The organism is Roseovarius ramblicola, from assembly GCF_042430665.1.
Lineage (GTDB): Bacteria > Pseudomonadota > Alphaproteobacteria > Rhodobacterales > Rhodobacteraceae > Roseovarius > Roseovarius ramblicola.
This window is the reverse complement of record NZ_JBHMEC010000015.1, coordinates 161,651-186,996: the sequence shown is the minus strand read 5'-3', so window position 1 is coordinate 186,996 and position 25,346 is coordinate 161,651. Positions and strand designations below refer to the sequence as shown.

The window sequence follows — 25,346 nt, the reverse complement described above, 5'->3', positions numbered from 1 at the left end:
CGCCCCCTGCGTCGTGGTTACTTCGGCATGATCACGCCGTCGATGACGTGGATGACGCCGTTGCTGGCCTCGATATCGGCCTGCACGACGTTGGCCCCGTCCACCGTGACGCCGCCCTCGGTGCCGATAGTCACCTCGCCGCCCTGTACGGTTGCGGCCATCATGCCGTCGCTGAGGTCGCCCGACATCACCTTGCCCGGCACCACGTGGTAGGTGAGCACGGCGGTGAGCTGGTCCTTGTTCGCGGGCTTGAGCAGGTCCTCGACCGTGCCCTCGGGCAGCGCGGCGAATGCCGCGTTGGTGGGCGCGAAGACGGTGAAGGGGCCGTCGCCCTTGAGCGTTTCGACAAGATCCGCCGCCTTCACCGCGGCGACGAGGGTGGAAAAGCTCTCGTTGCCCGCGGCGATATCGACGATGTCCATCTCGTTCCCATGCCCGTCAGCGAGCGCGGGGCCTGCCATCACGGCTGCGGCGGTGGCAAGGGCGAGATAGGTTCTGCGAAGCATAACGTTTCCTCCGTTTCCGGTTTGCGTTGACGACACCCGATTGCGGCATCGTTGCGAGGGTTACGGAGCGGCGGTCGTGCCGGTTCAGCGGGGATTTCCGCGCATGGGGTTTGACGGAAAGGGGAAGCTCGCTAAGCCAGAACCTGTTGAAATATCCAATCACAATTTTGTGAATTTCAGTCCGCGCGCGGCCATCATCCGGCACGGACGTGGGGCGCGGTCAGGTCCCGGTGCCGTCCTCTTCGACCGCCAGGTCGGCGAGGATCGGGCAGTCGGGGCGGTGATCGCCTGCGCAGGCCTCGACCAGGTGCGCGAGCGTCGCGCGCATGGCACCAAGCTCGGCCAGCTTGGCGTCGATCTTTTCCAGATGCGCCTTGGCGATGCGCCGGACATCGGCGCTTGCGCGGTCCTCGTCCTCGTAGAGCGCGAGCAGCCCGCGACAATCCTCGATCGAGAACCCCAGAGAGCGCGCGCGGCCCAGAAAGCCCAGCTTGTGCACGTCGCCCTCACGGAACCGCCGATAGCCGTTCGCGCCGCGTAGCGGGCGGACGAGGCCGATCTCCTCGTAGTAACGTATGGTCTTGGCCGGAAGGCCGGTGCGCTCCGCGACATCGCCGATATTCATGCTTGCCCTCCTTATCGTTACCCGGCGGTGGCCGGGCGTCCGGCCACCGGGGCGGCGTTCCGTGCGTGCTCTCCCGCCTCGTCACCCATGGCCGGGCGCAGCCGCCGCAGGCGCAGGGCGTTGGACACGACAAAGACCGAACTGAGCGCCATCGCCCCCGCCGCCAGCACCGGCGAGAGCAACGTCCCGAAGGCGGGGTAGAGCACCCCCGCCGCCACCGGGATCAGCGCCACGTTGTAGCCGAACGCCCAGACGAGGTTCTGCCGGATGTTGCGCATGGTCGCGCGCGACACCGCGACCGCCCCCGTCACCCCGCGCAGATCGCCCGACATGAGCACCACGTCGGCGGCCTCGATGGCGATATCGGTGCCGGTGCCGATGGCGATGCCCACATCCGCCTGCGCCAGCGCGGGCGCATCGTTGATCCCGTCGCCGACAAAGGCCACGGATCCGCGCGCCTGCATGTCCTTGATCGCCGTGACCTTGTCCTCGGGCAAGAGCCCGGCGACGACCTCGTCGATGCCGGTCTCGCGGGCGATGGCCTCTGCCGTTTCGCGCTTGTCGCCGGTCAGCATCGCCACGCGCAGCCCCATGCCACGCAGGCTTGCGATGGCGGCGGCGCTTGACGGCTTTACCGGGTCGGCGACGGCGATGACGGCGGCCAGACGCCCGTCGATCGCGGCAAAGAGCGCGGTGCGCCCGCGTGCCGCGAGATCGGCCTCGGTCTGTGCGAGCGGTGCGGTGTCGATGTCCTCGCGCGTCATCAGCCGGTCGGCCCCCACCAGTACGTCACGCCCCGCGACGCGCGCCCGCACGCCATGGCCGGTGATGGTCTCGAATTGCGTCACCTCGGCCATCTCCGCGCCCTCGGCGCGGGCGGCGCGGGTGATGGCATCGGCGACGGGGTGCTCCGAGCGTGCCTCGACCGCGGCGACCAGCCGCAGCACCTCGGCCCGGTCCATCCCCTCGGCCAGCACCAGGTCGGTCATCTCGGGGTGGCCCTCTGTCACGGTGCCGGTCTTGTCGAGCGCCACGGTGCGGATGCCCGCGAGCGCCTGCAACGCGTCGCCCTTGCGAAACAGCACGCCCATGTCCGCCGCGCGCCCCGTGCCCACCATGATCGAGGTGGGGGTCGCCAACCCCATCGCGCAGGGGCAGGCGATGATCAGCACCGACACGCCCGCCACCAGCGCCAGCGTCAGCGCCGGATCGGGGCCGACGGCGAGCCACACCGCCACCGTCAGCGCCGCCACCGCCATCACCGCGGGGACGAACCACAGCGTGATCCGGTCCACCATGCCCTGAATCGGCAGCTTGGCACCCTGTGCCTCCTCGACCATGCGGATGATCTGCGACAGCGTGGTGTCGGCCCCCACCCGCGTCGCGCGCAGATCGAGGCTGCCCGCGCCGTTGACGGTGCCGCCGGTCACGGCGTCGCCCGCGGACTTGGCCACCGGGACCGGCTCGCCGGTGATCATGCTCTCGTCGACATGGGCGCTGCCCTCGGTCACCTCGCCATCCACGGGGATACGCTCTCCGGGGCGCACGAGCACGATATCGCCGGGCACGATGGCGTCGATCTCCACCTCTTCGGCCGTGCCGTCGCGCATCACCCGCGCAGTGCGTGCCTGCAGCCCCATCAACCGCTCGATCGCCGCGCCGGTGCGGCCCTTGGCCCGCGCCTCCAGCCAGCGGCCCAGCAGGATCAGCACCACGATCACCGCCGCCGCCTCGAAATAGACGGCGCGCACCGCCTCGGGCAGCAATCCGGGCAGGAAGGTCGCCACCACCGAATAGCCGTAGGCGGCCCCGGTGCCCAGTGCCACGAGGCTGTTCATGTCCGGCGCGCCGCGCAGGAGCGCCGGGATACCCGTGCGGTAGAAGCCGCGGCCCGGCCCGGCCAGCACCAGCGTGGTGAGCAGGAATTGCAGCACCCAGCTTGCCTGCATCCCCACCGTGTCGGCGATGAGCTGATGCAGCGCAGGGATGGCGTGGCCGCCCATTTCCAGTACGAAGACGGGCAGCGCCAGCACCGCCGCCAGACCCGTGCGCCGGGCCATGTCGCGCGCCTCACCCTGCTTGCGCGTGGTCGCGTCGCGCGATTCTCCGCCCTGCGTCACCGTCGCCGGATAGCCCGCGTCGCCCGCCGCTGCCGCGAGGTCGTCCGCCGTGACCACACCCTCGGCATGGATCACCCGCGCGCTTTCGGTGGCGAGGTTCACCCGCACGTCGAGCACGCCCGGTACGGCGGCCAGCGCCGCCTCGACCCGCCCCACGCAGGACGCGCAGGACATCTTGTCCACCGAGAGCCCCGTCTCGGCGCGGCGCAGCGGATAGCCCGCAGCGTCGAGCGCCGCTGCGATTTCGGGCATCGCGACCGTGTCCGTCGCGTCGATCCGGGCGGAGGCATCCGCGAGGCTGACCTCGGCGCGGGTCACCCCGTCGAGCGCGGTGAGCGCCGCCTCGGCGCGGCGCACGCAGCTCGCGCAGGTCAGCCCGTCGAGGTAAATCCTGATCTGGCGGCTCTCGGCCATGTCGATGCTCCGTTCCCTGGGTGTTTGAACGATAGATAGGGATTCCCGTAACTGGAAGGTCAAGCCCAGTGCCGCTTTTCGTCTCGCGATCTTCGCCTTTGCGCTTGCGGGAGCGAGGCCCGGTGTTAGCCTGTGCACGTCATGGTGCCACCCCATGGGGTGGAGAATTGGGAAGCCGGTGAGAGACCGGCGCTGCCCCCGCAACGGTAAGGGTGGGCGACGAGGCGTTATGCCACTGGGCCGGGAGCGGCCCGGGAAGGTGCCTCGCGCATGGGCCCGCGGCCCGCCACCCAAGCCCGGAAACCAGCCATGGTCCACGTCGAATCGCGGTGGGCGATGCGGGCGTTTGTGCGTGCCCCGCGCCATCGCCCCGCCCTCTGCCCCATCCGGCCCGGGGTGTGGCCGGGGAGACCAGATCATGACGGATGTCACACGTATCATCGGCGCGCTCGAGAACAGCCCGACCGAGGGCGCGCAGGCGCTGGCCGCTGCGCGGCATGGCTTTCTCGAATGGGTGCTTGCCGCGCCGGGCCCGGTGACCGCGCGCATGGCCCGCGACGCACTTGAAACGCCGGCTGCCCGCGACGCCCAAAGCGCGGCGGCGCGCGCCTTCGTCGGCTGTCTGCACGAGGCCAGCAGGTCGTTGACAGGCGGCGCCGTCCGCCGCCGGGCCGCCCGCGTGCGGCGCGCGGAGCTGCTCAACTGAAATCATGCGGGGGAAAAGAAAAACGGCGACACCAGGGAGGAGGAGGGTGCCGCCGTTCTCTTTCGCTTCCGGCCTCAGGGAGGAGGAGGAGACCGTCCGCTATCTTGCAGGACCGTGTTCGCGACCCTGTCGTCTGGCCCCGGGTCCCAGGGAGGAGGAGAGGGGACCCGTGACCGTCACGAATGCGCCAGGGAGGAGGAGAGGCGCACCCGCATTCCGTTCAGCGCCTTGCGCCGTAGACCGAATCGCGCGCGACCCGGCGAATTTCGCTGCGATGCAGGCCCAAGTCGGCCAGATCGCGGTTGCTCAGACCGGAAAGCTCGCGCACCGTCCGGCGATAGGCCATCCAGGCCGACGCATGCTGCGTTGCGGCATGAGCGGTGGCGCGGAGTTCGCTCCACACCGTGCCTGCGCTGCCATGTTGCGTGACGATCGACCGTGCCATTTTCTTTCCCTTGCGATCTTTTTCGCTTTCGCCCTTCAAGGCCGCTCTGTCCGGCCTCGCTTGAACCAAAGATAGCCGGTTTCTGCACTTGCACAATACCTCGATGAACATTTCTGCCATGCAGAAAACGCATGGCGGAAAGTGACTTAACGTCAGGCAATCGCGGAGTTTTTCATCACATCCTGATGCCCTGTTGCGCAGCTTTGAAAAATCCCGTCTCGCTGCATTGCGGCGTAAACGTCATGTTCGCCGCGAAAATCTCTGGACCGGGCAGCGGCACATGGTAGCAAGGGGCATGACACCGCGCGATCTCGTTCTCACGCCCACCGGGCTGCGCTTTGGCGGGCGGCGCTACCCCTGCACCATCGGGCGCGGCGGTATTGCGTGCGACAAGCGCGAGGGCGATGGTGCCACGCCCACCGGCATCCACCGGATCGTCGGGATGCTCTACCGCCCCGACCGCATGGCGCGACCCGCGGACTGGGCGGTACCGATCCGGCCCGGCGACCTGTGGTCCGACGATCCGGGCCACGAGGATTACAACCTCATGGTGCGCGCGCCCTATCCCCATAGTCACGAAGTCCTGTGCCGCGCCGATCCGCTTTATGACCTGGTGATCGTGACCGACTGGAACTGGCCGCGCGCCGCGCGCGGGCGCGGCTCGTGCATCTTCGTGCACCGCTGGCGCAGGCCGGTTTATCCCACGGCGGGCTGCATCGCGCTCGATCCCCGTCACCTGCGCAGAATCGCGGCGGCGATCCGCCACGGGACGCGGCTGATCGTGCGCTAACGGATCGGCGCACCGAATATCCGCACAACGGGACCGGCGGTCGTCCACCCCGACCGCCCGCTGCAAGGCGAGGCGCATCAGATCGGCAGAGCTCACCTGCATGGCGCGATCAGGTTTGCTTCTGCGTCGGCCTGAGTCGCGCGAATCGACCCTCGGCGATGTTCCACCTACCGGCGCAGGTCGGCGTTTCGCGCGGCGATCCGCCTGAAACGGTCAGCCGCGCGCGCGGCTTTCCGCGCGATCCGGCAGGGGAGCGAAGGCCCGCCGATGCGGCGCGCGGGTTCTGGCTGATTTCCGCATGTTTTTCAGGATCTTCTCAGTGCATGGCGACAATTTCGGGGGTGCGTTCCATGATCCGCTCACGGCGGCGCAACGGCGCTGTCCGGGAACCTGAAACGAAAGGATTATCGAGATGACCAAGACAACGCTTGCCGCAGGTTTCGCCCTGACGCTTGCCCTGCCTGCCACCGCGCAGGCGGCCGAATTCACGAGCGCGGATGCCGACGGGGATGGCTACGTCACCATGTCCGAATTCCAGGACGCCATGCCCGACGCACCGGTAGAGGCCTTCATGGAGGCAGACGCCGACGCCGACGGCGTGCTCAGTGAGGAAGAGTTTGCCGCCGCGCAGGACGCAGGCGTCCTGTCGTCGAGCGAAGGCTGATCTTTCCGGTTACTCCCCCGCCGGGGCGGGCTATTGCCCGTCCCGGTCAGGTGCGACGAAATCCCCCCGCGCGTAACCCTGAAGGTAGAGCAGCGCCGTGAGGTCTCCGTGATGGATGCGGATGTCGCATTGCGCGGCGACCGAGGGCTTGGCATGGAGCGCCACCCCGGTGCCCGCGCGGCCCAGCATGCCGAGGTCGTTGGCCCCGTCTCCGACCGCGATCACATCCCGTTCCGATATCCCGAGCCGGGCGGTGATCCCGGCCAGCGCCGCGACCTTGGCCTCGCGCCCGAGGATGGGCCGGGCGACATCGCCGGTGAGAAGCCCGCCTTCGGTCAGCAGGGTGTTGGCGCGGTGCTCGTCAAAGCCGAGCCGCGCCGCGATGGCCGCGGTAAAGGCCGTGAACCCGCCCGAGACCAGCGCGGCGTACCCGCCCTGCGCGCGCATCGTCGCCACCAGCGCAGCGCCGCCGGGCATGAGCGTGATGCGGCTCGCCAGTACGTTGGCGATCACCGTTTCCGGCAGACCCTTCAGGAGCGCGACCCGTTCGAGCAGCGCGCCCTCGAAATCCAGCTCGCCGTTCATCGCGCGGGCGGTGATGTCGCGGACATGCGCGCCCACGCCCGCCACCTCGGCCAGTTCGTCGATACATTCCTGGCGGATCATGGTGCTGTCCATGTCGGCCAGCAGCATGGTCTTGCGCCGCCCCTCGGCCGGCTGAACCGCAAGGTCCACGCCCTGAACCTGCAGGTTCCGCCAGACCTCCTCGCGGTTGCCGGGCACCTGGGGCAGCGTGAATTCCGCCGCCTCGTCGGGCGACAGCCAGACCGCGTCGCCGCCGCCCCATGCGCCTTGCAGCGCCGCGACCAGCGCGGGATCGAGGGTGCCGGGCGGCGCGATCAGCGTGGCAATGTGCATCGGGTCCCTCCGGTTGGGCAGGTGTCGGCGGTCTAGCGCCGTTTCCGCGACGGGGAAAGACCCCCGATGCGCTCATCCCGCCTTGTCGATCCCGCCCGTGTCAGGCTGAGCCGCCGAACGCGGGTGCGGCGGGAACGGTTGCTCGCCGGGATCGACGCGGTGGTGCAAAGTGCAGGAAACCGGCACGGCAAAGGTCGAGCATCCCTTTCGGGTGGGGGCGCGTCAGTCTGGCTGCCTGAAAAGCCGATGCCGCGGGTTGGCGCGGAACCGGGCGCACATGGTCAGTCGCCCCCCGCAAGGCGATCAATCCGCCACCCCCGGCACCGCCGAACCCCTTGATCGGATGGGGCCAAAATTCCGGAGCATGTTGCTCAAGGGTAGGAACCGCTCCTGAACCCTTGAGCGTGCGAAACCAAGCCGTTGGAGCGTCGCGCGCCAGCGGTTGTCACCGGTGATATCCGAAAACCGCTGCGATCACGGCGTTTGCGGTGACATGCCGGGGCCTCAGCCCCGCCTGCGCTTGCGCCGCCCGCCGTCGCTGCCATCGCCATGGGTGTTGAAGGACGGGCTGGGCAACGGCACGATCCTGGCCAGTTCCGGGAACGGGTCGGTCTTGTGCGGGATGGCGTTCGCCGCAACGAAATGCTCCTGGAATTTCGGCTCGATCGCGGTCTCGACCTTGGTGATCTCGCCCACCACGCGCTCGATCTCGCGCCGCGCGGCGACGTTGCAAAGCGCGATGCGCGCGCCTGTTCCGGCGGCATTACCCGCAGATGTCACCTTGTCCAGCGGCACATCGGGGATCATGCCCAGCACCATCGCGTGCAGGGGCGAGATATGCGCGCCAAAGGCCCCGGCCAGCACCACGCGATCCACCTTGTCCACGCCGCGTTCGTCCATCAGCAGGCGTGCGCCCGCATAGAGCGCGGATTTGGCAAGCTGGATGGCGCGGATATCGCCCTGGGTCACGGTCACACGCGGCCCGCCATGCTCTGTGCTGTCATGGATGAGATAGGAATGCGTGCGCCCCTCGGGGATCATGCGCGGCGTGCCGGTGGCCTCGGCCGATCCGAGCAGCCCGCTCTCGTCCAGCAGCCCCGCCATGCGCAGTTCCGCCACCGCCTCGATGATGCCCGATCCGCAGATGCCTGTGATGCCGCCTTCGCCGACCTCGTCGTCGAAGCCGTCCTCGTCCGACCACTTGTCACAGCCGATGACGCGAAAGCGCGGCTCCTTGGTCGTGGGGTCGATGCGGATCGCCTCGATCGCCCCCGGGGCCGCGCGCTGACCGCTGGAAATCTGCGCACCCTCGAACGCCGGACCGGTGGGCGAGGAACAGGCCAGAACGCGGGTCTTGTCGCCCAGCAGGATCTCGGCATTGGTGCCCACGTCGACGATGAGCGCCAGATCCTCGGACTTGCCCGGCTCTTCGCTGAGCGCCACGGCGGCGCAATCGGCCCCCACATGGCCCGCGATGCAGGGCAGGATATAGACCTGCGCGCGCGGGTTGATGGCGGCAAGGTCAAGCTCCTTGGCACCCAAGGTCATGCTGCTTGAGGTCGCGAGCGCAAACGGTGCCTGCCCCAGTTCCACCGGGTCGATGCCCAGCAGAAGGTGGTGCATCACCGGGTTGCAGACAAAGACCGTCTCGACGATCAGGTTCGCATCAATCTCCGCCTCCTTGGCGATCTCCTCGGCCAGCGTGTTGATCGCGTCGCGCACGGCGGCGGTCATTTCCTTGTCGCCGCCGGGGTTCATCATCGAATAGCTGACCCGGCTCATCAGATCCTCGCCAAAGCGGATCTGCGGGTTCATGATGCCCGAGGACGCCTTGACCTCGCCGGTCACCAGATCCGTGAGATGCGCGGCGACGGTGGTGGAGCCAAGGTCGATGGCCAGCCCGTAAAGCCCGTCCTCATGCAGCCCCGGCCAGATTTCGAGCACCTGTGCGGCGTCCCCGGCATGGCCGCGATGCAGCGCCACGGTCACCTGATACTTGCCCTTGCGCAGCACCGGTTGCAGCTTTGAGAGGAGCGTCAGATCGGCGCGGATGGCGTCGATGCCCCACTCCGCTTTCAGCGCCCGCGCCAGCCGCTCCAGATCGCCGGTGGGCTCGTGCATGTCGGCCTCCTCGACCTCCACGAAATAGAGCTTGGTCGCCGGATCCATCTCGATCACCCGGGCCGAGGCGGCCTTGCGCACCACCTGCTTGTGGACCTGGGATTCGGCCGGCACGTCGATCACCACGTCGCCCATCACCTGCGCCTGACAGCCGAGACGACGCCCCGGCTTCAGCCCGCGCTTCTGGTCATAGCGTTCCTCGACCTTGTTCCACTCCGACAGCGCATCCTGATGCACCGTCACGCCATGCTTGGAAAATTCGCCATAGCCCGGCGTGATCTGGCATTTCGAGCAAATCCCCCGCCCCCCACAGACCGAATCGAGATCGACACCCAATTGCCGCGCGGCGGTCAGAACCGGGGTGCCCCGGGGAAATCGTCCGCGCTTGCCCGAGGGGGTAAAGACGACGAGGGGATCGTTTGGCATGGCGCTGGTCCTGCTCATTTGTGCCTGCTGCGGACCATAAGCCATAGGCTTGCGCCCGACTGCCCGCAAGCGTCAGGAATCGGCACGCGCGCGGCATGTCGGCCTCAGGCCCAGGGCAGTTTCATGCCAAAGAGCCAGATGGCGAGCGGCACCGGGGCGGTGGCCAGCGCGATTGTCAGGATCGCCAGCGGCGCGCGGAACGTGCCCGACAGCCCCGACACGAAAGCGATCCCGCCGCCCCCGCCGATCAGCGAATTGCCGGGAATGTTGATGAGCAAGGCGAGATTGACGTAGCGATACCTGATGATCCAGCCGCAGTATTTCGAGGGCAGGAGCGATTGGGCGAACGCGACCCGGCCCTTGTGCGGCAGCGCCTCGAACCGGGCAACGAGATGCGCGGCGCGGATCATGTGCAGATCGGTCAGCACGCGGCGCAGCCACGCGATGGGAACGGTGCAGCCCACAACGAACGCGAGCGACAGCCCGGTTGCCGTGGCCAGCCACACCAGCGGCGCGATCCCCGCGCCGCCAGCGGCGAGCACCGAGAGCCCGATCTCGACGCCCGGGACGAAGGGTATCGCGATGAGTACGGCGTAGATCATCAGCACCGCCAGCAAGAGCCCCGGCATCGCCCAGCCGTATTCGTTGCGTGTGATCCAGCCTTCGGCCCAGACGAAGACGAAATGCAGCGCCAGCGCAAGAACAGCGATCAGGCCGAGCCGCGCGAGCGTGCGCGCCACACCCAGTTTGAGGGGCGGGGGATCGGGCAGGGCGGGGGTGGCCGGACGGCTGTTTTCCATACTCGGAGTCTAGGCCGCGATCCGAGGCGCGGACAATCCGTATCACACCGTGTTCACGCCCTTTTGCAGCCAATCGAGAATCGCCGCCCGATCCCCGTCGAGCGCGGGGGCGGGGGCGCGTGACATGGGATCAGCGATGCCGCTCATCTTGATCGGGTTGCCGGCGGCCACGAAGGCGGGCTGACCCTGCGCGTCGAGCACATCCACCACCATGTTGCGCGCAAGAATCTGGTGATCGTGGAGCACCTCGGCCACGTTCTGGATGGGCCCGGTCGGCACGCCGGCGGCCTCCAGCCTCTCGATCCAGTGGGATTTCGGACGGTCGAGCGTGATCGCCTCGATCAGCCGCTTGAGCGTGCGGGCGTTGTCGCAGCGCGCCGGGTTGGTGGCAAAGCGAGGATCCCGCGCGAGCGGCAGGCCAAGCACGTCGCATAGCCGGGCAAAGAGCGCGTCGTTGCCCGCCGCGATGACAAAGAGGCCATCGGCGGCATGAAAGGTCTCGAACGGCGTGATCGAGGGATGGCGCGCGCCGGACGGCTCCGGCGGGGTGCCGGTGGCGGTGGTGATCGCCACGGCGTGTTCGAGCGTCGCCAGCAGGCTGTCGAGCATGGCCACGTCCACCTTGCGCCCATTGCCGGTTCTGGCACGGTCGATGACGGCGGCGAGCACGCCCTGCACGAGATACATCCCGGCCAGAATATCGCCGATCGAGGCCCCGACGCGGACCGGCTCGCGACCCGCCTCGCCGGTGATCGACATCACCCCGCCGCGCGCCTGCACCACCATGTCATAGGCGGGGCGGTGCGCGTCCGGGCCGGTATGGCCAAAGCCGCTGACCGCGCCGTAGATCAGGGCCGGGTGGCGCGCGTGCAGCGTCTCCCAGCCATAGCCCAGCTTTTCCATGACGCCGGGGCGGAAATTTTCCAGCAGGATATCGGCACGCCCGAGCAGATTGTCGAAGATGGCGCGGTCCGCCTCGGCCTTGAGGTCGAGCGCGATCGACTGCTTGCCGTGGTTGATCGCGGCGAAATAGGCGCTCGCGCCGTCCTTGAAGGGGGGGAAGGCGCGGGTGTCGTCGCCCGTGCCGGGGCGCTCGACCTTGATGACCCTTGCCCCGAGATCACCGAGGGTGAGCGAAGCGAAGGGCCCGGCGAGGACATGGGTGAGATCGAGCACGAGGAGGTCTTGCAGGGGACGGGTCATGGCGCGGCTCTCGCATCGGTTGGTTCGGCCCGGTTCTAGCGGTCCTGCGTGACCTGTCTCTGACACGGATCAAGGGGGCCGCGATGCAGCCCCCTTGTTTCGGCGTTGATTACGGTTGCGCCGTCAGATGCGGCCCTTCCACGGCACCAGCCAGTTCTCGGCCTTGCGCATGGCGATGTCGATGCCGTAGCCGATGATGCCGATGAGGATAATCCCCATGATGACGATATCGGTGAGCTGAAAGCGCGAGGCGACCATGATCATCATGCCCGCGCCCTTTTCCGCCGCCACCAGTTCGGCGGCCACGACGGTCCCCCAGCACACCCCCATGGCGACGCGCGCGCCGGTGAATATCTCGGGCAGGGAGTTGGGCACGATGACGTGGCGCATGAGCTGCCACTTGGACGCGCCCAGCGAATAGGCGGCGTGCACTTTGGAGATCGCCACGCCGGATACGCCCGCGCGCGCCGAGATGGTCATGATCCAGAGCGCGGCAAGGAACAGCAGGATGATCTTGCCGCTTTCACCGATCCCCGCCCAGATGATCACCAGCGGGATCAGCGCCAGTGGCGGCACCGGGCGCATGAATTCCACGATCGGGTCGAACCAGCCGCGGAACCAGTCGCTGAGGCCCATGGCATAGCCAAGAGGAATGCCCACGGCGGCGCCAAGAGCAAAGCCCACGATCACGCGGAACAGCGACCAGTAGAGATGCTCCCACAGGGTGAAGTTTTGGTAGCCCTCGCTGGCGATCTCGCCCACGCGATCGACAACCGATTCGGGCGGCGGCAGCCAGATCGGCTCCATCTGCCATCCGGGGTGCGGCGAAAAGTTGAGCGAGCCCTTCGAGGTGACGGCCACCTTGCCATCCGCGACCGGGACGGTCTCGCCCGCGCTGACGGGCTGGCCGTCGATAGCCACCACCTTCGCGCCGTCGTCGCGCGTTATCTCGTCGTTCTTGTCCATCAGGATCAGATCAGAGCGCCACGCGCCCACCGACGAGACGTCGTTCCTGGCAAAACCGTCGCCGGGCTCGATCTCCGGGGTCTCGATCTCTTCGCCGACCTTGAACACGCGCACGAGAACGGTGGCATCGTCGCGCGACCCGTCGGGCGCCTCGAGCGTGTAGGTGAACTCGGCATCGCCCACGAACGGGCCAGGCGCGTGGATCGGAACCCAGCTCGATCCGGTGAACGCGCCCCAGAGCAGAAAGACGGTCACGACCGAGATCACGCTTGCCCAGCGGTCGGGGCGCACCGCGCTCTCGTCGCCGAAGGTCACGGTCTTGAGCGAGGTGAAATCGCGCATCTGCCGGAACTTGCGCACGCCGAATCTGACCACGAAGAAGGCGGCGGTGAAGATCGCGATATAGATGATGAGGATGATCATGCGTCGACCTCCTCTGTGCGGCCCATGATCTCTTCTTCCATATCCCAGATCATCGACAGGATCTCCTCGCGTTTTTCCGCGAACTCGGGGTTCTTCTTGACCTCGCGCAGGTCGCGGCCCACGCCGTCATCGGCAAAGGGCAGGCGGTATTCCTTGTGGATGCGGCCCGGGCGCGGGGCCATGACCAGAAGGCGTTCGCCCAGAAGCAGCGCCTCCTCGACCGAATGGGTGATGAGGATGATGGTCTTGCCGGTCTCCTTCCAGAGCTTGAGCACCAGCCCCTGCATCTTTTCGCGCGTCAGCGCGTCGAGCGCGCCGAGCGGCTCGTCCATCAGAATGACATCCGGGTCATTGGCCAGGCAGCGGGCCAGCGCCACGCGCTGCTGCATCCCGCCCGACAGCTCGTAGACCGCCTTTTCCTTGAAATCCTGCAGGCCCACCACGTCGAGCAGGTGATCGACCGTGCCGCGCCATTCCTTCTAGCGCTTGCCGGCCATGCGGGGGCCAAAGCTCACATTGTCACGCACGCTCATCCATTCGAAGAGCGCGCCTTGCTGGAACACCATGCCGCGCTCGGCATCGGGGCCGGTGACGGGGTGATCGTTGAGGGTGATGCGCCCCTCGGTGGGTGCGAGAAAACCGGCAAGGATGTTGAGGAGGGTGGTCTTGCCGCAGCCCGAGGGCCCCAGCACACTCATCAACTCGCCGGTGTTGAGTTCGAGCGTGACATCCTGAAGTGCTTGAACGTGACCGCCATTCGGCAGGTCGAACCGCATCGAGATGTTTTCGATGGAGAGTGTCGACATCCTCCGCCCCTTTTCGACTGTTCGAGACATTCGGGTGCGCGGGCCGGGGCGCAAAGGCTCCGGCCCGCGCGGGGAGAAAGCGGATCAGGACCCGCCGGCCGCCTGCTGCAGCGGCCCGATATTGACATTGTCCTCGTAGGTGTCGAGCGCGCCGTCGATGCTGCCCGCCTCGACGAACACGTCGGCCACGCCCTTCATGAACTCCTGCGCGCCGCCGCCGAGCCATTTCGCGGTGAGTTGCTCGTCCACCGGCGGGAAGACGAAGGTGTCGATGGTGGCCGCGGTGGATTCGATATCCATGCCGCTGTCCTTGGCGATCACCGGCAGCATCTCGTCACGGTTCGCCGGATCGGCCCACATGGCGTTGGCCTCGGCGGTGACGGCGAGGAACTGTGCCACGACATCCGAATTTTCGGCAATGTAATCGGCGGGGCCCGAGGTGACGTCAAATACGAGGATGCCCAGGTCCTCCTTCTCCTGGCCGGTCAGCAGCACATTGCCGTGCTCCTTGGCGCGGCGCAGCGAGCCACCCCAGCCGCAGAACATGTCGACCGCACCCTGCGCGATGGCGGCCGCACCTTCGGGCGGAGCCATGTTGACCACGTCCATGGTCGAGATATCGACGCCGAAATGGTTCATCTGCTTGAGGAAACCGTAATGCGCGGCGGTACCGAGCGGCACCGCGGCCTTCTTGCCTTCCAGCTCCTTTGCGCTGTCCTTGTCGATTTCCAACGCCTCGGCGACGACACAGTTGTCGTTGTCTGAATAGCTCACCGCCACGTCCACGATCTGGAGATCCTGCCCGGCGCTCGCCGCGACCACGAAGGGCGGAACCCCCTGGCTCACCGACAGGTGAATGTCACCCGAGGCCATCGCCGCGCTCATTGCAGTGCCGGTGTCGAAGGCGCGCCAGTTGATTTCCATGCCGAGCGCGTCTTCGTACATGCCGGTTTCCTTGGCATACTGGAACGGCATCGGCCATTCGAGGAAATACGCCACGTTGAGTTCCTGCGCTCCGGCGGTGCCGCCAAGCAGCGCCGCGCCGGTCACGGCGGAGAGGAATTTCGCCCTGATTGTCATGTTTGTCTATCTCCCGTTGGTCATGTTGCGCGGGGCGTGTCCCCGCTTGTCTGCCAGATGATTTTCGCGGTCTGCGCCGCTTATGGTCCAGGCGTCAGTCGCGGTTGGCGATGTCGCCGCAGCGCAAAGTCAACCCGATCGCTGCTCGCCGATCAACGCCTTATTCTCGAGCCTAAGGAGATTTCAGTTAGTTGGAAAAGAGATTTTCGATTAGGTGGATGGAGGGGTGTGCGGCGCCGTGTGGCGGAAATTCTGGCGTTTTTTCAGCCATGTGGCGTCGATTTCGATTTCGCCCTGCATATTTTGGACATATAGAATGACAAATTTTGGCCCTATCTGAATGCCCGCGATTGAGGCGAGATCGGGCCTGAGAGAGACCGCCGATGCGCGGCCCGGCATCCTGCGCGCGGTCGCTGACGCTTGCTGAAGGAGTAACGACATGGACGGAAAGCTTCGCGACAACGATATCAGTCACGTGGTCGAGGCCGACCGCGCCCATGTCTGGCATCACCTGATCCAGCACGCCCCCTGGACCGGAACCGACCCCAAGGCCGATCCGCGCATCATCGTCGAGGGGCGCGGCATGCGCGTCTGGGACCAGAAGGGCCGCGAGCATATCGACGCGGTCTCGGGCGGGGTCTGGACGGTGAATGTCGGCTATGGGCGCGAGCGGATCGCAAACGCGGTGCGCGACCAGCTCATTCAACTGCCGTATTTCGCGGGCTCCGCCGGGTCGATCCCCGGCGCGATGTTCTCGGAAAAGCTGATCGGGAAGATGCCGGGGATGAGCCGGGTCTATTACACCAACTCCGGTTCCGAGGCGAATGAGAAGGCGTTCAAGATGGTTCGCCAGATCGCGCACAAGCGCCATGGCGGCAAGAAGCACAAGATCCTCTACCGCGACCGTGATTATCACGGCACCACCATCGCGTGCCTTTCGGCGGGCGGCCAGGACGAGCGTAACGCCCAATACGGCCCCTACACGCCGGGTTTCGTGCGCGTGCCTCATTGCCTCGAATACCGCGCGCAATGGGATCTGGAGGGCGAAGAGTACGGCATCGCCGCCGCCAACGCGATCGAAGAGGTCATCCTCGCCGAAGGCCCCGACACCGTCGGCGCGCTCTGCCTGGAACCGGTGACGGCGGGCGGCGGTGTCATCGTGCCACCCGAGGGCTACTGGCCTCGCGTGCAGGAAATCTGCCGCAAATACGACATCCTGCTGCATATCGACGAGGTCGTGTGCGGCGTAGGCCGCACCGGCACCTGGTTCGGCTATCAGCATTACGGGGTCGAGCCGGATTTCGTGACCATGGCCAAGGGCGTGGCCTCGGGCTATGCCGCCATCGCCTGCTGTGTCACCAACGAGCGGGTCTTTGACCTCTTCAAGGACGACGCCACCGACCCGATGAACTATTTCCGCGATATCTCGACCTTCGGCGGCTGCACCGCGGGGCCTGCGGCGGCGCTGGAAAACATGGCGATCATCGAAGAGGAAAACCTGCTCGAGAACACCAATGCCATGGGCGACTACATGCTCGACCAGTTGCGCAGCTTGCAGGACAAGCACGCGGTGATCGGTGATGTGCGCGGCAAGGGGCTGTTCCTCGGGGCGGAACTGGTCGCGGATCGCGCGACCAAGGAACCGGCGGCGGAGAAGATGGTGCAGGCCGTGGTTGGCGATTGCATGGCCAATGGCGTGGTGATCGGGGCCACCAACCGCTCGCTGCCGGGCTTCAACAACACGCTGTGCTACTCACCGGCACTCATCGCCACCAAGGATGACATCGACCAGATCGTGTCAGCCACCGATGCCGCGCTGACCCGCGTGTTCGGGTAAAAACCAAATCGCCCCGAAACAGCGGTTTCGGGGCGAGGCGGAGCCGGAATTTTCAAAAAATTCCGGACCGGAAACTTTTAAAGTTTCCGACGCATGGCGGTCCTCAGATCACCACCACATCCAGCGGCGGAAACCCGTTGAACCCGACCGAGGAATAGCTCGACGTGTAGGCCCCGCAGGCGCGGATGATGATCCGGTCCCCGGCCCGCAGCCCAACCGGCAGCGCCACGGGGCGTTTCTCATAGAGCACATCGGCGCTGTCGCAGGATGGCCCGGCAAGAATGCAGGGCCCCGTCGCCTCGTGATCCCGGTCGGTCAGGAACGGGTAGCGGATCGCTTCGCCCTCGGTCTCGGCCAGCCCGGAAAAGCGCCCGATATCGAGATAGACCCAGCGGCAAAGGTCGGTGTCGGACTTGCGGCTGACCAGCAACACCTCGGCGGCGATCATGCCCGCCTCGGCCACCATGCCGCGCCCCGGCTCTGCCATCACGCGGGTCGCGCCGGGAAAGCGCGGCTCGACCATCGCCATGACCTGGGCGGCGTAGCTTGCGGGAGCCGCGATCTCGTCGCCGTAGCAGGCCGGAAAGCCGCCACCGATATTGATCAGCGTAAGCGCATGCCCGGCGGCGCGCGCCTCGGCCCAGACGCCGCCAACCTGATCGAGCGTGTCGCGCCACATCTCCGAACGCCGCGTCTGGGAGCCTACGTGAAACGACAGGCCCACAGGCCGCAAGCCAAGCGATGCGGCCAGATCCATCAGCCCCACAGCCCGCTCCGGCGCACAGCCGAACTTGCGGCTGAGCGGCCAGTCGGCCCCGGTGGCCCCCACCAGCAGGCGGATATAGACCTGCGCGCCCGGCGCATGCTCGGCGATCTTCTCAAGCTCCATCTCGGAATCCGCCGCAAAGAGCGCGATCCCGGCGGCATGGGCAAAGGCGATGTCGCCGGCGCGCTTCACGGTGTTGCCGAACGAGATATGCGCAGGCTGCGCACCAAGGCTCAGGCACAGCTCGATCTCGCCGCGCGAGGCGGCATCGAACCGGCTTCCTTGCGCAATCAGCGTCTCGATCACCTCGCGGGCGGGGTTCGCCTTGACCGCGTAATGGATATCGGCGCGGCCAAGACCCGCCTTCAGCGCGCGGTAATTCTGCGCCACGACGTCACGCGACAGCACCAGCGTCGGGCGGTCGAACGTGTTGGCACGGATGAAATCGACAACGGGCGAGGCTGCAAAAACGGCATCGCCGCCCGCGACGGGGGTTACGTAGGCGTTCATGGTCATCTCCGATCAAGACCCGGGTTTTCACCCGACCAGTTCCAAAAGGAGACGTTACCGTCGCTACGTAAACACGGGCGGCAGGACCACCGGCCAGAGGCGCGTGCGTTGGCGTCTGTCAGGCGCTGTTAGGGCCGCGCGAAAGATCGCGCAAGACATTTCTCGGGCCGGGCGGACGAATTCCGGCCTTCGTGTTCAATCCGCCGTTGGTGCGGCAGTCAGGGTACACCCGGGCACCGCGGTCCCGGCCTGCCCCCGTCCAGAGATACCAGCGGCCATCGGGATGGCGGATCGGCGGCGGGGCGGATTGTACCGGAACGGTGAGGACGGCCTCGTTTCCGGCGCGCGAGATTCCGTGGCGCCGCCGAACCGACGGGTCGCCTTCCGAATCACGGTGATGCGCTTGATCCATCCTCGCCGCCGGGTAATGTCCCGCGCTCAGTGCCGGTCGTCCTCGTCCTCGTCCTCGTCGTCCTCGTCCCCGGAGGGCAGGTTGAACAGGCTGTCGGCATCATACTTGTCGCGCGGCGTGTCGTCCTCGTCTTCGTCGCCCGAGAGAGTAAAGGTCTCGAGCCCCTCGATCGCCGTGGGGATGCGCGGCTCGGTATCGCCGCCGAGGCTCTGTTCGGTGCTCAGCAGCTTGCGGCGTTCGTCATCGCTCATCGCCGCGCCCTCGGCGACCTTCTTCTCGGCGGCCTTTTGCACGGCGGCGTCAAGTTCGGTCTGCTTGCACAGGCCGAGCGCCACCGGATCGACCGGCTGCATGTTGGCGATGTTCCAGTGGGTGCGCTCGCGGATCGAGGTGATCGTCGGCTTGGTGGTCCCGACCAGCTTCGCGATCTGGCTGTCGGCAAGCTCCGGGTGGAACTTGACCAGCCAGAGGATCGCGTTGGGCCGGTCCTGCCGCTTGCTGAGCGGGGTGTAGCGCGGCCCCCGCCGCTTTTCCTCGCCCTGCGCCGCGGCGTTGAACTTCAGCCGCAGCTTGTGTGCGGGGTCGTTCTCGGCCCGGGTGATCTCTTCGGCGGTAAGCTGGTTGTTGGCGACCGGGTCGAATCCCTTGACGCCGGCGGCCACGTCGCCATCGGCGATGCCCTGCACCTCCAGTTCGTGCAGCCCGCAGAAATCCGCGATCTGCCTGAAGCTGATCGTCGTGTTGTCCACCAGCCAGACGGCGGTGGCCTTGGTCATGATCGGCTTGGACATGATGCCACGTCTCCTTCACTCACGTCTTTTCCATCGCCCGGCGTGGGCGGTCCCGGCGCGGCCGGAACGAGTTTCCATTGTCGGGGAAATCGAGTGCCGTATACTCAATCCGGGCCGGAAAGGAAAGACCAAGAATGCGTTCTCTGCTGCGACTGACGGCGGTCCTGTTGCTGGCCGTGTCTCCGGTGCGGGCGGATCGCGCGGGTGATTTCGACTACTATGTCCTGGCGATGAGCTGGCAGCCCACATGGTGCGCGCTAGAGGGGCGCGCGCGTGGAGCCGCACAATGCGACCTGGCGCATGGCTGGGTGCTGCACGGGCTATGGCCGCAATACCACCGCGGCTGGCCCGCCCATTGTCAGAGCCCGCACGGCCCGCCCTCGCGCACCATGACCCGGGGCATGGCCGACATCATGGGCTCACCCGGCCTCGCCAGGCACCAGTGGAAGAAGCACGGTACCTGTTCGGGCCTGCCGGCGGCGGAGTACTTCGCGCTCTCGCGGCGGGCCTGGGAGGCGGTCAGCCGCCCTGCGGTGCTGCGCAAGCCCGACCGTCCGGTCAGGCTGCCCGCGCGCGTGGTGGAGGAGGCGTTTCTGGCGGCGAACCCGGCATGGGCGCGCGACATGCTTACCATTACCTGCCGGGCGGGCCGCATCCACGAGGCGCGGTTGTGCCTGTCGAAGGCGCTGGAGCCGGTGCCCTGCGGGCGCGATGTGGTCCGCGACTGCAAGGTCAGGGATGCCCTGCTCGATCCCGTGCGATGATCCTTCATCTTGCTGAATACGACCGGAATTCCAACCCGCTTCACCGGGCGCCGGTCAGACCACTCAGGCCACCCGAAGGACGATCTTGCCGACATGGGCGCTCGACTCCATCCGTTGATGGGCCGCCGCCGCCTGCTCCAGCGGGAACTCGGAATCCATCACCGGCGCGACGCGGCCCGCCTCGATCAGCGGCCAGACATGGGTGCGCAACCCCTCGGCGATGTGCGCCTTGACGAGGTCGCTTTGGGGACGCAGGGTGCTGCCGGTGATGGTCAGGCGGCGCATCATCACCTGCGCGAAATTGAGTTCCACCTTGGGGCCCTGCAGGAACGCGATCTGCACCAGCCGTCCGTCATCGGCCAGCGCCTTGACGTTGCGCGGCAGGTAATCGCCGCCGACCATGTCGAGGATCAGGTCGGCCCCGCCCTCGGCCTTGAGCACCTCGACGAAATCCTCCTCGCGGTAATTGATGGCCCGCTCCGCGCCCAACCGTTCGCAGACCGCGCATTTCTCGGCCGATCCGGCGGTGGCAAAGACCCGCGCGCCGAAGGCATGGGCAAGCTGGATCGCGGTGGTGCCGATGCCCGAGGAGCCGCCGTGCACGAGGAACCTCTCGCCGCCCCTGAGCGCGCCGCGTCCGAACACGTTGGACCAGACGGTAAAGAATGTCTCGGGCAGGCAGGCGGCCTCGCGCAGGTCCATTCCGGCGGGCACGGGCAGGCAATGCGCGGCGGGGGTGGTGACGTATTGCGCATAGCCGCCACCGGGCAGCAATGCGCAGACGTGGTCGCCGACGGACCAGTCGCTCACCCCCGCGCCCACGGCCACGATCTCGCCCGCGCCCTCCAGACCCGGCAGGTCCGACGCGCCGGGGGGCGGGGCATACATGCCCGCCCGTTGCAGCGCGTCGGGCCGGTTCACCCCGGCCCATGCCAGACGTATCAGGACCTCGCCCGCTCCGGGCTCCGGCACCGGGCGGGTCGTCGCGCGCAGCACATCGGGGCCGCCCGGCGCAGTGATTTCCACCGCCGTCATTGTCTCTGTCATGGTCTGCCTTTCCTCAATTCGGTGCGCGCCACCGGCCCGGCATCCCCGCCTGTTGCCGATCCTGCGGTGCCCTGACGCGGCTCAGAAAACCGAGCGGCCCGGACATCAGCCCCGAAACGAGCCGGTTCTCGCGCGCCTTTGCCTTGAATTTCTCGATCTGCATCACGTCCTCGATGCGGCGGTCGAGAAACTCCCATGTCCGCGCCTGTCCCTCGCTCTCGTCGCCCAGCCAGTAGAGCACGGTCGAGCCGTAGACGCCCGACAGCGTGGCGCGCTTGGTGTACCAGTTGATATCCTGCGAGGTATCGCCCAGCGCCGTCCAGATACGGTCGGCGGTGCGCCACATGGCGCGGGTGCCGTCACCGGCGTATTGCGGCAGGGCGAAGAGGGTCATGCCGCGGCGCACCAGTTCGCGATCCTCGACCAGGTCCAGCCGCGTGCGAACGGCAAAGGCCACCCGGTCACGGAAGCGCATCGCGCCGAGGTCGGCGGCCTCAAGGGCGGCGACCATCGCGGCGTCGCCCGCCTCGTGCCAGGCGAGCGCGAGATCCACCGCGCCGCGCGGGCAGACGGCATCGACCATGGCGCGGTCGATCCCGGCATCGGCAGCGGCAAGGCGCAGGGTCGTCTCGCTCCAGCCGTCGAAGGGCACGTGCGGCATGGCGGCCTCGAGAAGACGGGTTTTCGGGTCGGTCTCGGGCATCGGATTTCCCCTTTTCGTGCACCCTAGACAAGGCCGGGGCGCTTTGCTATACGGCCATTTCCTGCATTTAATTGCAACTTCAACTTGGAAAGGTGGTGACACCACATGCAGGTTAGTGTTCGCGACAACAATGTCGATCAGGCGCTCCGTGCCCTGAAGAAGAAATTGCAGCGCGAAGGCGTTTTCCGCGAGATGAAGCTCAAGCAGCATTTCGAGAAACCGTCCGAGAAAAAGGCGCGCGAGAAGGCCGAGGCGATTCGCCGTGCCCGGAAACTGGCACGCAAGAAAGCGCAGCGCGAAGGTCTGCTCTGAGCGCGTCCGCCGCGTTTCACCGCGACACGAAAATTGACGACCCCCGGGCGGATGCTTTCGGGGGTCTGTCGTTTTCGGGACACCCGTTTTCCGGTGTCTGTATTCTGTCGGTATCCTGTTGGTATTGCATCGGTGCCGTGGCGCGGGCGGCGCGCGCCGCGCTTGACAACCCCCCGGCCCCGCGCGAGACACCGCGCCATGATGATGACCATTTTCCAGGTGGCTGCGGGCGGCGCGCTGGGCGCGGTGATGCGCCTCGGCGTGACCCTGGGCATGGGGCGGGTCGCGCCCCCCGGCTTTCCTCTGGGGGTGCTGACGGTCAACGTGCTGGGCTCTTTCCTCATCGGTGCGCTGGTCGTGCTCTCGTTCCATCGCGGGTTCGACCATCTCAACCCGTTCCTCGTCACCGGCATCCTGGGCGGGTTCACCACGTTCTCGACCTTTTCGCTGGAGGCGCTGACGCTCTATGAGCGGGGTGCGGCGGGCGCGGCGCTGGCCTATGTCGGGCTGTCGGTGGGGCTGTCGCTGGCAGCGGTGGCGCTGGGCGCCTGGGCGATGCGGGCGGTGGTGGCATGAGCGGGGTGCAGACGCGCAGCGTGGCCCCCGGTGAGGGCGATCAGCGGCTCGACCGCTGGCTGCGGCGGCAGTTTCCGCACCTGACCCAAGGCCAGATCGAGAAGATGTGCCGCAAGGGCGAAGTGCGGGTCGAGGGCGGGCGCGTGAAATCCGCCACGCGGCTGGAGGAGGGGCAGAGTGTGCGCATCCCCCCGATCCCCGATCCGGGCACCAAGCCGAAACACGACACCATTCGCATCAGCGACGCCGATGCCGCGATGATCCGGTCCTGCGTCATCTACCGCGATGACCATGTCATCGCGCTCAACAAGCCGCCGGGCCTGCCGGTGCAGGGCGGCAGCGGGCAGGCGCGGCATGTGGATGGGCTGGCCGAGGCGCTGCGCTTTGGGGCCGAGGACAAGCCGCGCCTCGTCCACCGGCTGGACAAGGACACCTCGGGTGTGCTGCTGCTGGCGCGCACGCGGGAGGCGGCCAAGGGGCTGACGGCGGCGTTCCGGCACCGCGCCACGCGCAAGATCTACTGGGCCGCCGTTGCGGGCGCGCCAAACCCGCGCGCGGGCACGATCCGCTATGGTCTTGTCAAGGCACCGGGGCACGGCGCGGGCGGCGAGGGCGAGAAGATGCATTGCATCCATCCGCGCGACGTGGCGGGCACCGACGGGGCCAAGGCGGCGACCACCGATTACGCGATGATCGAGAATGCGGGCGGACGGGTGGCGTGGATGGCGCTCACCCCTGTCACCGGTCGTACCCATCAGTTGCGCGCGCACATGGCCGAGATCGGGCACCCCATCATCGGCGACGGCAAGTATGGCGGATCGGGGCAGGAGAACATGGGCGACGGATGGGGCGCGCAGCTTGGCGGCGAGGTGAGCCGCAAGCTGCACCTGCACGCCCGGTCGCTGACCATCGAGCACCCGGTGACGCGGGCGATCCTGCACCTGACGGCACCGCTGCCGCCGCACATGGCGCGGACATGGGACCTGTTCCAGTGGCAGCCGTCCGAGGCCCCCGAGGACCCGTTCGGGGATCTCGCATGAGCGGGCGTCTGCGGCTCGTGATCTTTGACGTGGATGGTACGCTGGTGGACAGCCAGCATGACATCCTCGCGGCGATGCGCGCCGGTTTTGACGTTGTGGGAGAGGAGGCACCCGCGCGCGAGGCAATCCTCGGGATCGTTGGCCTGTCGCTCGATGTGGCGGTGGCGCGGCTTGCGCCCGGCCTGTCCGAGGCGGCGCGGCGCCGGATCGTCGAGGGCTACAAGGACGCCTACACGGCGTTGCGGGCCGGGCAGGGGGTTGCACTCTCGTCGCCGCTCTACCCGCAGGCGCGCGAGACGCTCGACGCGCTGCGCGGCGTGCCGGAGCTGCTGTTGGGCGTGGCCACCGGCAAATCGGCGCGCGGGCTGGCGAAGCTGGTGGAGGGGCATCTGCTGGACGGGTATTTCGTGACCCGGCAGGTGGCCGATCATCACCCGTCCAAGCCGCATCCCGCGATGCTGCACGCGGCGCTGGCCGAGACGGGCGTCGATCCGCGCGACGCGGTGATGGTGGGCGATACGAGCTATGACATGGATATGGCGCGCGCTGCCGGGATCGCCGGGATCGGCGTGACATGGGGCTATCACCGCGCCGAGGCCCTGACGGGGGCCGCGCGGCTGGTGGGCGATTTCGACGCGTTGGCGACGGCGCTGACGCAAGACTGGGGGGCGTGGCGATGAGCGAATGGGCGGCCAAACGGTTCTGGACTGCGGCGGAGGCGGTGGAGGCCGGGGACGGATACGGCGTGCGGCTCGACGGGCGGCCGGTGCGCACGCCGGCCAAGGCCGAGCTGGTGGTGCCGACGCTGCCGCTGGCACGGAAGATCGCCGCCGAATGGGACGCGCAGGAGGGCGAGATCCGGCCCGCGACCATGCCCATGACCCGCGCCGCCAATGCCGCCATAGACCGCGTCGCCCGCGAGCAGGAGGCGGTGGCGGCGATGCTGGCGGAGTATGGCGGTAGCGACGTGTTGTGTTACCGGGCAGACAGTCCCGCCGGTCTGGTGGCGCGGCAGGCGGAGGCGTGGGATCCGCTGCTCGATTGGGCCGAATCGGCCTTTTCGGTGCGGCTGCGCACGACCACCGGTGTCATGCATGTGGCGCAGGATCGCGAGGCGCTGGACCGGCTGCACGCGGAGGTTCGGCTGCTCGATATATGGGCACTGACCGCGTTTCACGACCTTGTTTGCCTGAGCGGCTCGCTGGTCATCGGGCTTGCCGCCCTGCGCGATCAGGCCCCGGTGGAGGCGCTCTGGCGCGTCTCGCGCATCGACGAATCCTGGCAGCAAGAGCAATGGGGTAGCGATGAGGAGGCCGAATCGGTGGCCCGGAAGAAAGAAAATGACTTTCTTAACGCCAAACGCTTTCACGATCTTTCGCGTCCCCTCTGACGGCGGTGATTTCACCTGCATGCCGCCGGGTCAGCGCGGTGGCCGCCCGGAGATTCGCGGAACAAAGTCTTGACGGGGCGCGGTGAATCCACACAAACTCGCGGTCACTGACGGGGTCTGACCCCTTTCCAGTGTCATACGGGTCCTGCGGCTTCGCGGGGCCTAAAGAACCGCTCTTGAAAGAG

At 67.3% G+C, this 25,346-nt stretch carries 24 protein-coding genes, 2 pseudogenes and 1 riboswitch; of the genes and pseudogenes, 11 read left to right on the top strand and 15 right to left on the bottom strand.

Annotated elements, in window-relative coordinates:
• Nucleotides 1-17: 17 nt before the first annotated feature.
• From ACFFU4_RS09510 to ACFFU4_RS09500, 3 genes are all read right to left on the bottom strand, one after another.
• A complete protein-coding gene (locus tag ACFFU4_RS09510) occupies nt 18-506 on the bottom strand; it encodes a fasciclin domain-containing protein (protein ID WP_377069437.1) in 489 nt (162 codons plus the stop codon).
• A 220-nt stretch (nt 507-726) separates the two neighbouring features.
• Entirely contained in the window at nt 727-1,131 is a 405-nt protein-coding gene (gene cueR, locus ACFFU4_RS09505; RefSeq protein ID WP_377069435.1) for a Cu(I)-responsive transcriptional regulator, read from the bottom strand.
• A 17-nt stretch (nt 1,132-1,148) separates the two neighbouring features.
• A complete protein-coding gene (locus ACFFU4_RS09500) occupies nt 1,149-3,665 on the bottom strand; it encodes a heavy metal translocating P-type ATPase (RefSeq protein WP_377069433.1) in 2,517 nt (838 codons plus the stop codon).
• A gap of 125 nt (nt 3,666-3,790) precedes the next feature.
• Nucleotides 3,791-3,991, top strand: a riboswitch (cobalamin riboswitch).
• Between the two features lie 92 nt (nt 3,992-4,083).
• On the opposite strand from ACFFU4_RS09500, the gene ACFFU4_RS09495 reads away from it, so the two are divergent.
• Nucleotides 4,084-4,371, top strand: a complete 288-nt coding sequence (locus ACFFU4_RS09495) for a hypothetical protein (RefSeq protein ID WP_377069431.1) — start codon at nt 4,084-4,086, stop codon at nt 4,369-4,371.
• A gap of 220 nt (nt 4,372-4,591) precedes the next feature.
• Here the strand turns inward: ACFFU4_RS09495 and ACFFU4_RS09490 are convergent, their stop codons facing one another.
• Nucleotides 4,592-4,855 carry a DUF1127 domain-containing protein gene (locus ACFFU4_RS09490; RefSeq protein WP_377069429.1) on the bottom strand — a complete coding sequence of 88 codons (264 nt, stop codon included), beginning with the start codon at nt 4,853-4,855 and terminating at the stop codon, nt 4,592-4,594.
• Between the two features lie 256 nt (nt 4,856-5,111).
• Here ACFFU4_RS09490 and ACFFU4_RS09485 point away from each other — a divergent pair, with 256 nt between their 5' ends.
• Together ACFFU4_RS09485 and ACFFU4_RS09480 are read left to right on the top strand one after the other, a co-directional pair.
• Nucleotides 5,112-5,606, top strand: coding sequence for a L,D-transpeptidase family protein (locus ACFFU4_RS09485; protein ID WP_377069427.1), 495 nt, complete (start codon nt 5,112-5,114; stop codon nt 5,604-5,606).
• Between the two features lie 412 nt (nt 5,607-6,018).
• On the top strand, nt 6,019-6,270 hold the full coding sequence (locus tag ACFFU4_RS09480; RefSeq protein WP_377069425.1) for an EF-hand domain-containing protein: 252 nt from the start codon (nt 6,019-6,021) through the stop codon (nt 6,268-6,270).
• 30 nt (nt 6,271-6,300) lie between these two features.
• Here ACFFU4_RS09480 and serB read toward each other — a convergent pair whose 3' ends face one another.
• Entirely contained in the window at nt 6,301-7,188 is an 888-nt protein-coding gene (gene serB / locus ACFFU4_RS09475) for a phosphoserine phosphatase SerB (protein WP_377069423.1), read from the bottom strand.
• 187 nt (nt 7,189-7,375) lie between these two features.
• Here serB and ACFFU4_RS09470 point away from each other — a divergent pair.
• Nucleotides 7,376-7,582 (top strand): annotated as a pseudogene (locus tag ACFFU4_RS09470) (hypothetical protein); the annotation flags it as partial.
• A gap of 110 nt (nt 7,583-7,692) precedes the next feature.
• Here the strand turns inward: ACFFU4_RS09470 and ACFFU4_RS09465 are convergent.
• The 6 genes and pseudogenes from ACFFU4_RS09465 to ACFFU4_RS09440 form a co-directional block, all read right to left on the bottom strand.
• Complete coding sequence (locus ACFFU4_RS09465) at nt 7,693-9,735, bottom strand: ASKHA domain-containing protein (protein ID WP_377069421.1); 2,043 nt, start codon at nt 9,733-9,735, stop codon at nt 7,693-7,695.
• A gap of 104 nt (nt 9,736-9,839) precedes the next feature.
• Entirely contained in the window at nt 9,840-10,535 is a 696-nt protein-coding gene (locus ACFFU4_RS09460) for a hypothetical protein (protein WP_377069419.1), read from the bottom strand.
• Nucleotides 10,536-10,577: 42 nt separating this feature from the next.
• Nucleotides 10,578-11,738, bottom strand: coding sequence for a CaiB/BaiF CoA transferase family protein (locus tag ACFFU4_RS09455; RefSeq protein ID WP_377069417.1), 1,161 nt, complete (start codon nt 11,736-11,738; stop codon nt 10,578-10,580).
• Nucleotides 11,739-11,861: 123 nt separating this feature from the next.
• Nucleotides 11,862-13,127: an ABC transporter permease gene (locus ACFFU4_RS09450; protein ID WP_377069415.1), complete on the bottom strand. Its 1,266-nt coding sequence runs from the start codon at nt 13,125-13,127 to the stop codon at nt 11,862-11,864.
• Nucleotides 13,124-13,933: pseudogene (locus ACFFU4_RS09445) on the bottom strand (taurine ABC transporter ATP-binding protein). The gene ACFFU4_RS09450 and the pseudogene ACFFU4_RS09445 overlap by 4 nt, the downstream one beginning before the upstream one ends.
• 84 nt (nt 13,934-14,017) lie before the next feature.
• Complete coding sequence (locus tag ACFFU4_RS09440) at nt 14,018-15,013, bottom strand: taurine ABC transporter substrate-binding protein (RefSeq protein WP_377069413.1); 996 nt, start codon at nt 15,011-15,013, stop codon at nt 14,018-14,020.
• A 439-nt stretch (nt 15,014-15,452) separates the two neighbouring features.
• Here ACFFU4_RS09440 and ACFFU4_RS09435 point away from each other — a divergent pair, with 439 nt between their 5' ends.
• Complete coding sequence (locus ACFFU4_RS09435; RefSeq protein WP_377069411.1) at nt 15,453-16,850, top strand: aminotransferase family protein; 1,398 nt, start codon at nt 15,453-15,455, stop codon at nt 16,848-16,850.
• Between the two features lie 103 nt (nt 16,851-16,953).
• Here ACFFU4_RS09435 and ACFFU4_RS09430 read toward each other — a convergent pair whose 3' ends face one another.
• Together ACFFU4_RS09430 and ACFFU4_RS09425 are read right to left on the bottom strand one after the other, a co-directional pair.
• Nucleotides 16,954-18,126, bottom strand: coding sequence for a type III PLP-dependent enzyme (locus tag ACFFU4_RS09430; RefSeq protein WP_377069409.1), 1,173 nt, complete (start codon nt 18,124-18,126; stop codon nt 16,954-16,956).
• A gap of 438 nt (nt 18,127-18,564) precedes the next feature.
• Nucleotides 18,565-19,329, bottom strand: coding sequence for a DUF1013 domain-containing protein (locus ACFFU4_RS09425; RefSeq protein WP_377069407.1), 765 nt, complete (start codon nt 19,327-19,329; stop codon nt 18,565-18,567).
• A gap of 134 nt (nt 19,330-19,463) precedes the next feature.
• On the opposite strand from ACFFU4_RS09425, the gene ACFFU4_RS09420 reads away from it, so the two are divergent.
• Entirely contained in the window at nt 19,464-20,093 is a 630-nt protein-coding gene (locus ACFFU4_RS09420) for a ribonuclease T2 family protein (RefSeq protein WP_377069405.1), read from the top strand.
• A 63-nt stretch (nt 20,094-20,156) separates the two neighbouring features.
• On the opposite strand, the gene ACFFU4_RS09415 is transcribed toward ACFFU4_RS09420, so the two are convergent.
• Together ACFFU4_RS09415 and ACFFU4_RS09410 are read right to left on the bottom strand one after the other, a co-directional pair.
• The gene (locus tag ACFFU4_RS09415) at nt 20,157-21,140 is read right to left on the bottom strand and encodes an NAD(P)H-quinone oxidoreductase (RefSeq protein WP_377069403.1); all 984 of its coding nucleotides are present in this window, start codon (nt 21,138-21,140) and stop codon (nt 20,157-20,159) included.
• A 13-nt stretch (nt 21,141-21,153) separates the two neighbouring features.
• On the bottom strand, nt 21,154-21,843 hold the full coding sequence (locus ACFFU4_RS09410) for a COQ9 family protein (protein WP_377069401.1): 690 nt from the start codon (nt 21,841-21,843) through the stop codon (nt 21,154-21,156).
• A gap of 105 nt (nt 21,844-21,948) precedes the next feature.
• Between ACFFU4_RS09410 and rpsU the strand changes: the two genes are divergently transcribed.
• The 5 genes from rpsU (at nt 21,949) to ACFFU4_RS09385 (ending at nt 25,161) form a co-directional block, all read left to right on the top strand.
• Nucleotides 21,949-22,155 (top strand): 30S ribosomal protein S21, encoded by a 207-nt coding sequence (gene rpsU / locus ACFFU4_RS09405; RefSeq protein ID WP_005614280.1) that lies wholly within the window; start codon nt 21,949-21,951, stop codon nt 22,153-22,155.
• Nucleotides 22,156-22,353: 198 nt separating this feature from the next.
• Nucleotides 22,354-22,731, top strand: a complete 378-nt coding sequence (gene crcB / locus ACFFU4_RS09400) for a fluoride efflux transporter CrcB (RefSeq protein ID WP_377069394.1) — start codon at nt 22,354-22,356, stop codon at nt 22,729-22,731.
• Nucleotides 22,728-23,771, top strand: coding sequence for an RluA family pseudouridine synthase (locus tag ACFFU4_RS09395; RefSeq protein WP_377069392.1), 1,044 nt, complete (start codon nt 22,728-22,730; stop codon nt 23,769-23,771). The genes crcB and ACFFU4_RS09395 overlap by 4 nt, the downstream gene beginning before the upstream one ends.
• Nucleotides 23,768-24,451, top strand: coding sequence for an HAD-IA family hydrolase (locus ACFFU4_RS09390; RefSeq protein ID WP_377069390.1), 684 nt, complete (start codon nt 23,768-23,770; stop codon nt 24,449-24,451). The genes ACFFU4_RS09395 and ACFFU4_RS09390 overlap by 4 nt, the downstream gene beginning before the upstream one ends.
• Nucleotides 24,448-25,161 carry an ATP12 family chaperone protein gene (locus ACFFU4_RS09385; protein ID WP_377069388.1) on the top strand — a complete coding sequence of 238 codons (714 nt, stop codon included), beginning with the start codon at nt 24,448-24,450 and terminating at the stop codon, nt 25,159-25,161. Before ACFFU4_RS09390 ends, ACFFU4_RS09385 begins: the two co-directional genes overlap by 4 nt.
• Nucleotides 25,162-25,346: the final 185 nt, after the last annotated feature.